This is a genomic window from Mycobacterium sp. TH-M103 (assembly GCF_057473785.1).
The window spans coordinates 1-7133 of sequence record NZ_JBYCLG010000368.1 but is presented as its reverse complement, the minus strand read 5'-3'; the positions used below and the strand labels follow the sequence as shown (position 1 = coordinate 7133).

The window sequence follows — 7133 nt, the reverse complement described above, 5'->3', positions numbered from 1 at the left end:
ACCAAGTTCGCCGACGAGTGGATGCCGTGCGCGGCCGGCACCGACGGGGCGCTGGCGATGGCGATGGGCCACGTCATCCTCTCGGAATGCTATGTGCAAAAGCGGGTTCCGTTCTTCGCCGACTTCGCGCGCCGCTACACCGACCTGCCGTTCCTGATCAAGTTGGAAGAGCGCGGCGACATGCTGGTGCCGGGGAAGAATCTCACGGCGGCCGACTTGGGAGAAGCGGTCGAGAACTCAGCACTCAAGCCCACCGTGTGGGACGAGGCCACCGACTCGGTCTCGGTGCCGCACGGCTCGCTGGGCTTCCGGTACGGCGAGGACGGCATCGGCAAGTGGAACCTCGACCTCGGCGACCTGATGCCGGCGCTGAGCATATGGGACGTGCACGGCTCGAACGGTCATTCCGGCACCGCGCTGGTGCATCTGCCCGGCTTCGACACCGTCAACGGCGAGGGTGCGACGATCGCGCGCGGCGTACCGGTGCGTCGCATCGGAAAACACCTGGTGTGTACCGTGTTCGACTTGATGCTCGCCCAGTACGGGGTGGCGCGGCCGAGGTTGCCGGGCGACTGGCCTGCCGGCTACGACGACGCGACCCGGCAGAACACCCCGGCGTGGCAGGAGGCGATCACCGGGGTTTCGGCCGCGCAGGCCATCCGCGTCGCCCGCGAATTCGCCCGCAGCGCAGAGGAATCCGGCGGCCGTTCGATGATCATCATGGGCAGCGGCATCAACCAGTGGTTCCACGGCGACGCCATCTACCGCGCGGTGCTGGCGCTGTTGATGTTGACCGGCTCGATGGGACGCAACGGCGGCGGCTGGGCACACTACGTCGGCCAGGAGAAGGTGCGCCCCCTCAGCGGCTTTCAGACGATGGCGATGGCCACTGACTGGGTGCGCCCGCCGCGGCAGATACCCGGTGCCTCCTACTGGTACGCCCACACCGACCAATGGCGCTACGACGGCTACGCGGCCGACAAGCTGGCCAGCCCGGTGGGTCGGGGGCGGTTCGCCGGCAGGCACACGGTGGACCTGCTGGCGGCCGCGACGGCGATGGGCTGGAGCCCGTTCTACCCGCAGTTCGACCGGTCCAGCCTGGACGTCGCCGACGAGGCGCGGGCCGCCGGCCGCGACGTCGCCGAATATGTCGCCGAGCAGCTCGGCCGGCGCGAGCTCAAGCTCTCCGTGACCGACCCCGACAACCCCGTGAACTGGCCGCGCGTGCTGACGGTGTGGCGGGCCAACCTGATCGGATCGTCGGGCAAAGGCGGCGAATACTTCCTGCGCCACCTGCTGGGCACCGACGCCAACATCCAGGCCGGGCCCGCGTTCGACGGGGCGGCGCCCGTCGAGGTGGCCTGTGCGGGGGACATCCCCGAAGGCAAGCTCGACCTGATGATGTCGATCGACTTCCGGATGACCTCGACGACGCTGGTGTCCGATGTCGTGCTGCCCGCTGCGACCTGGTACGAAAAGGCGGACATCTCCAGTACCGACATGCACCCGTTCGTGCACGCGTTCAGCGCCGCAACCGACCCGCCGTGGGAAACCCGGTCGGACTTCGACGCTTTCGGCGCCATCGCCCGCGCCTTCAGTGTCATGGCCAAGCGGCACCTGGGCACCCGCAGCGACGTGGTGCTCACCGCGCTGCAACACGACACCCCCGATGCGATGGTGTATCCCGATGGCAGCGAAGAAGACTGGCTGCGCACCGGAGCGACGCCGGTGGCGGGGCAAACCATGCCCAAGCTCACCGTGGTGGAGCGCGACTACACCGCCGTCTACGACAAGTGGATGACGCTGGGACCGCTTGTCGACCAGTTCGGCGTGACCACCAAGGGAGTCACGGTCCACCCCACCCGTGAGGTCGCGGAGCTCGCCGCCAAATTCGGGGTGATGAATTCTGGTGCGGCGGAAGACCGCCCGGCGGTAAACACCGATGAGCGGATGGCCGATGTCATGCTGCTGCTGTCGGGCACGTGCAACGGCCGGCTCGCGGTCGAGGGGTTCCGGGAACTGGAGAAACGCACCGGGCAGCGGCTGGCGCACCTGGCCGAGGGCAGCGAGGACCGCCGCATCACCTACGCCGACACCCAGGCGCGCCCGGTGCCGGTGATCACCAGCCCGGAGTGGTCGGGCAGCGAGACCGGTGGGCGCCGCTACGCTCCCTTCACCATCAACATCGAGAACCTCAAGCCGTTCCACACCCTCACCGGACGCATGCATTTCTATCTGGCCCACGACTGGATCGAGGAACTCGGCGAGCAGTTGCCGGTCTTCCGACCACCGCTGGACATGGCGCGGTTGTTCGGTCAGCCCGAGCTCGGCCCGACCGATGACGGCGTCGGCCTGACCGTTCGGTACGTGACCCCGCACTCGAAGTGGTCGTTCCACTCGACCTATCAGGACAACCTGTACATGCTGACGCTGTCGCGCGGGGGACCGACGATGTGGATGAGTCCCGGCGATGCGGCCAAGATAGGTGTGCGAGATAACGATTGGGTGGAGGCGGTCAACACCAACGGAATTTTCGTGTGCCGGGTTATCGTCTCGCACCGGATGCCCGACGGTGTGGTGTTCGTCTACCACGTCCAGGAACGCACCGTGGACACGCCACGCTCGGAGATCAACGGCAAACGCGGCGGCAACCACAACGCGCTGACCCGGATCCGGATCAAGCCCAGCCACCTGGCCGGCGGCTACGGCCAGCACGCGTTCGCCTTCAACTACCTGGGACCCGCCGGTAGCCAGCGCGACGAGGTCACCGTGGTGCGCCGCCGCAGCCAGGAAGTGCGGTACTAAAGCGATGAAAGTCATGGCGCAGTTGGCGATGGTGATGAACCTCGACAAATGCATCGGCTGCCACACCTGTTCGGTGACCTGCAAGCAGGCCTGGACCAATCGCGCCGGCACCGAGTACGTGTGGTTCAACAACGTCGAAACCCGGCCGGGACAAGGCTATCCGCGTACCTACGAGGACCAGCAGCGCTGGCGCGGCGGCTGGGTCCGCGACAAGCGAGGCCGCCTGCGGCTGCGCGACGGCGGGCGCATCCGGAAACTGCTGCGGATCTTCGCCAACCCGCAGCTGCCCACCATCGACGACTATTACGAACCGTGGACCTACGACTACGAGAACCTGACCACTGCACCGGCCGGTGACACGTTCCCCACCGCTGCGCCGCGCAGCCTCATCAGCGGCGAGCCGATGAAGATCTCCTGGGGACCCAACTGGGACGACAACCTGTCCGGTTCACCGGAGATCCTGGCCGGAGACCCGATCCTGCAGAAGGTCGGCGAGGAGGTCCGGCTGCGTCTCGAAGAGACGTTCATGTTCTACCTGCCGCGGATCTGCGAGCACTGCCTCAACCCGTCCTGCGTGGCCTCCTGCCCGTCCGGTGCGATGTACAAGCGCAGCGAGGACGGCATCGTGCTGGTCGATCAGGACCGCTGCCGCGGCTGGCGGATGTGCGTGTCCGGATGTCCCTACAAGAAGGTGTATTTCAACCACAAGACCGGTAAGGCCGAGAAGTGCACGCTGTGTTACCCGCGGATGGAGGTCGGCTTGCCGACCATCTGCTCGGAGACCTGCGTGGGCCGGCTGCGCTATCTCGGCCTGGTGCTCTACGACGCCGACGAGGTGCTGGCGGCCGCGTCGGTGGAGAACGACACCGACCTCTACGAGTCGCAGCGCCGAATTCTGTTGGATCCCAACGATCCCGAGGTGATCGCCGGTGCGCGCGCCGAGGGCATCTCCGACGAGTGGATCGAGGCCGCGCAACGCTCGCCGGTCTACGCGCTGATCAACACCTACCAGGTGGCGCTGCCGTTGCATCCCGAGTACCGCACCATGCCGATGGTCTGGTACATCCCGCCGCTGTCGCCGGTGGTCGACGCGGTCAGCCGGGACGGCCACGACGGGGAGGACCTGGGCAACCTGTTCGGCGCGCTGGAGGCGCTGCGCATCCCGATGCAGTACCTGGCCGAGCTGTTCACCGCCGGCGACACCGGACCGGTCGAGGCCGTGCTGCGCCGGCTGGCGGCGATGCGCTCCTACATGCGCGACATCAACCTCGGGCGCGAGACCCAGCCGCACATCCCGCATTCGGTGGGAATGACCGAAGAGCAGATCTACGAGATGTACCGGCTGCTTGCGATCGCGAAATACGAAGAGCGCTACGTCATCCCGACGGCCTTCAGCCCGCAGGCCCGGGATCTCGAGGAGCAGGGGTGCTCGCTGACCGGTGAGGGGGGTCCGGGAATGTACGAGTCGGGCGGCCCGGTGCCCGTCTCGGTGGAAAGCTTCCACGCCACGCAACGCTCCCGGGTGAACCTGCTGAACTGGGACGGCCGTGAGGCGTCGGCCGGGATGTTTCCCGAAGAGGACAAGCAATGAGACTGCCGCAGCTTCGGGACCGTTCCGGTGGCCGGATGCAGGATCGGCTGGTCTGGCAGGCGGCGTCGCTGCTGCTGGCCTATCCCGACGACGGGCTGACCGACCGGCTGGACACCGTGGCGGAGTTGCTGGGTCACATCGTCGGCCCCGCCGCCGAACTGCTCGCGCAGACGGCGGCGGCGCTGCGCGCCCGCGAGCCGATGGCCGCGGCGATGGACTACGTCGCCACCTTCGACCTGCGGCGGCGGGCCACGATGTACCTGACGTACTGGACGGCCGGGGACACCCGTAACCGCGGCCGGGAGATGCTGGCGTTCGCGGCCGCCTACCGGGCGGCGGGCGTCGAGTCGCCGCGCGTCGAGGCCCCCGACCACCTCCCGGTGGTGCTCGAGTTCGCCGCCACCGTCGATCCCGGGGCCGGGCGGCGGCTGCTGAGCGAGCATCGGGTCCCCATCGACGTGTTACGTAGGGCGCTGGCCGATGCGCAGTCACCCTACGAGCCCACCGTGGCGGCGGTCGCCGCGACGCTGCCGGCGGCCACCGGCCAGGAGATCGCTCGGGCGGAGCGACTGGCCGAAGCCGGGCCGCCCGCGGAAGCCGTTGGGCTGCAGGCGTTCACACTGACCGTACCGCCCCGACGGCAGGCAGGAGCGCCAAGTGTTTAGCAACGTGCTGTTCTGGGACATCGCGCCCTACGTGACGCTGGCCGTTTTGATCATCGGCAGCTGGTGGCGGTATCGCTACGACAAGTTCGGCTGGACCTCCCGGTCCTCGCAGATCTACGAGTCGCGGCTGCTGCGTATCGGCAGCCCGATCTTTCACTTCGGCATCCTCGCGGTGTTCGCCGGACACGTGATGGGCCTGCTCATCCCGCCTCGGGTGACGCACTGGCTGCACGTGAGCGACTACGCCTACCACCTGCAGGCGGTGATCGCCGGGTCGATCGCCGGCGCCGCGGCGTTGGCCGGCATCGGGTTGCTGATCTACCGGCGGTTCACCCGCCCCGCGGTGTCGGCGGCCACCACCCGCGGCGACAAGGTGATGTATGTGGTGCTGGTGCTGGCCATCGTGGTCGGCCTGTACTGCGACCTGATCGGCACCGGTCCCCACGGCGGCGAGTTCCACTACCGCTACACCGTCGGCTTGTGGTTCCGGCGGATCTGGCTGCTGCAGCCGCACGGGGAGGTGATGATCAACGCCCCGTGGGATTACCAACTGCACGCCCTGATCGGGATGGTGCTGTTCGCGATGTGGCCGTTCACGCGCCTGGTGCACGTGTTCAGCGCGCCGGTCGCCTACCTGTTCCGGCCCTACATCGTCTACCGCAGCCGTGAGGTGGCGGCCAAGGGCGACATGGTCGGCGCGGCGCCGCCCCGCAGGGGCTGGTAGGCGCACGGGCGCCGACGCGCCGACCATGTCGCCCTTCGACGCCGCCCTTTCACGCCCGGTGACCTGCTCGGTTCGCGCATGCGCAGCCCGCGCTGCCACAATCACCGACGTGCCATTTCGCAACGTTGCCATCGTCGCCCACGTCGACCACGGAAAAACCACCCTGGTCGACGCGATGCTGCGGCAGTCAGGGGCGTTGACGCACCGCGGTGATGACACCCAGGAACGCATCATGGACAGCGGTGACCTCGAGAAAGAAAAGGGCATCACCATCCTGGCCAAGAACACCGCCGTGCACCGCCTTCACCCGGACGGGACCGTGACGGTGATCAACGTCATCGACACCCCCGGGCACGCCGACTTCGGCGGCGAGGTCGAACGCGGGCTGTCCATGGTGGACGGGGTGTTGCTGCTGGTCGACGCGTCGGAGGGGCCGCTGCCCCAGACGCGGTTCGTGCTGCGCAAGGCGCTGGCCGCGCACCTGCCGGTGATCCTCGTCGTCAACAAGACCGACCGGCCGGACGCGCGCATCGCCGAGGTGGTCGAAGCCAGCCACGACCTGCTGCTCGACGTCGCCTCGGACCTCGACGACGAGGCGGCCAAGGCGGCCGAACACGCGCTGGGGCTGCCGACGCTGTACGCGTCCGGTCGCGCGGGCATCGCGAGCACCGAACAGCCCGCCGACGGCGAGGTGCCCGCCGGCGACAACCTCGACCCGCTGTTCGACGTGTTGATGGAGCACATCCCGCCACCGTCGGGAGACCCGGAGGCACCGCTGCAGGCGTTGGTGACCAACCTCGACGCGTCGGCGTTCCTCGGGCGGCTCGCCCTGATCCGCATCTACAACGGCAAACTGCGCAAGGGTCAGCAGGTCGCCTGGATGCGGGAAGTCGACGGGCTGCCCGTCATCACCAGCGCCAAGATCACCGAGCTGCTCGCGACCGAGGGAGTCGAGCGCAGCGCCACCGACGAGGCGATCGCCGGCGACATCGTGGCCGTCGCGGGCCTGCCCGAGATCATGATCGGCGACACGCTGGCCGACCCCGATCACGCCCACGCGCTGCCGCGCATCACCGTCGACGAGCCGGCGATCTCGGTGACCATCGGCACCAACACCTCGCCGCTGGCGGGCAAGGTGCCCGGCCACAAGCTGACCGCGCGCATGGTCCGCAGCCGGCTGGACACCGAGCTGGTCGGCAACGTGTCCATCCGGGTCGTGGACATCGGCCGGCCCGACGCGTGGGAGGTGCAGGGCCGCGGCGAGCTCGCCCTGGCCGTGCTGGTCGAACAGATGCGCCGCGAGGGCTTCGAGCTCACGGTCGGCAAGCCGCAAGTGGTCACCAGAACG

5 protein-coding genes are annotated in these 7133 nt (G+C 68.3%); all 5 read left to right on the top strand.

What is annotated here, in order from left to right:
- A partial coding sequence (locus AC2VOR_RS20365) for a molybdopterin-dependent oxidoreductase (RefSeq protein ID WP_486964406.1) occupies positions 1–2805 on the top strand: 2805 nt, incomplete at its 5' end.
- A 4-nt stretch (positions 2806–2809) separates the two neighbouring features.
- Positions 2810–4396, top strand: coding sequence for a nitrate reductase subunit beta (gene narH / locus AC2VOR_RS20360; RefSeq protein ID WP_369737473.1), 1587 nt, complete (start codon positions 2810–2812; stop codon positions 4394–4396).
- Positions 4393–5061 (top strand): nitrate reductase molybdenum cofactor assembly chaperone, encoded by a 669-nt coding sequence (narJ, locus tag AC2VOR_RS20355; RefSeq protein WP_486964405.1) that lies wholly within the window; start codon positions 4393–4395, stop codon positions 5059–5061. The genes narH and narJ overlap by 4 nt, the downstream gene beginning before the upstream one ends.
- Positions 5054–5785, top strand: coding sequence for a respiratory nitrate reductase subunit gamma (gene narI, locus AC2VOR_RS20350; protein WP_369737475.1), 732 nt, complete (start codon positions 5054–5056; stop codon positions 5783–5785). Before narJ ends, narI begins: the two co-directional genes overlap by 8 nt.
- 109 nt (positions 5786–5894) lie before the next feature.
- A partial coding sequence (locus AC2VOR_RS20345) for a GTP-binding protein (protein ID WP_486964404.1) occupies positions 5895–7133 on the top strand: 1239 nt, incomplete at its 3' end.